This is a genomic window from Luteimonas sp. 8-5 (assembly GCF_029763755.1).
In the GTDB taxonomy this organism is placed as follows: Bacteria; Pseudomonadota; Gammaproteobacteria; order Xanthomonadales; family Xanthomonadaceae; genus Cognatiluteimonas.
The window spans coordinates 1-649 of sequence record NZ_JARUVM010000183.1; the positions used below are offsets into that span (position 1 = coordinate 1).

The following is a 649-nucleotide window of genomic DNA, read 5'->3' on the forward strand; positions in this document are numbered from 1 at the left end:
GGCAGTTACAGCTACCGGGTCCGCGCCTGCGCCGGCTCGGGCACCGGCAACTGCAGCGGTTACTCGACGTCGAAGACGATCAGCGTGGCCATCCCGCCACCGGCGCCGGAGGCGATCGTCCGCCAATACGAATACAACAGCTATCAGGAGCTGTGCCGCGTCATCGAACCCGAAACCGGCACCACCCTGATGGGCTACGACGCCGCCGGCAACCTGGCCTGGAGCGCCAGCGGCCTGCCCGACGGCACGGCCTGCAGCGCCACCGGCAACACCGCCACCATCCTGGCCCGCAAGGTCGTGCGCACCTACGACGCCCGCAACCGCATCAGCACGCTGGAGTTCCCGGACAACAACGGCAACCAGGCCTGGGACTACACCCCCGACGGCCTGCCCGAAAGCATCACCACGTACAACGACGGCGGCGCCAGCAGCGTCGTCAACAGCTACCTCTACAACAAGCGCCGCTTGCCCGTGTCCGAGACCCTCCAGGCCGACACCTACACCTGGACCGTGGGCTACGGCTATACCGGCAACGGCCACCTGGCCAGCCTGACCTATCCCGACAGCTTGACGGTCGACTACGCCCCCAACGCCCTGGGCCAGCCCACCCAGGCCGGCACCTACGCCACCAACGTCACCTACTACCCCA

The 649-nt window shown here is 67.8% G+C and carries 1 pseudogene; it reads left to right on the forward strand.

Annotated elements, in window-relative coordinates:
- Window positions 1-649: pseudogene (locus QAA18_RS12825) on the forward strand (wall-associated protein); the annotation flags it as partial.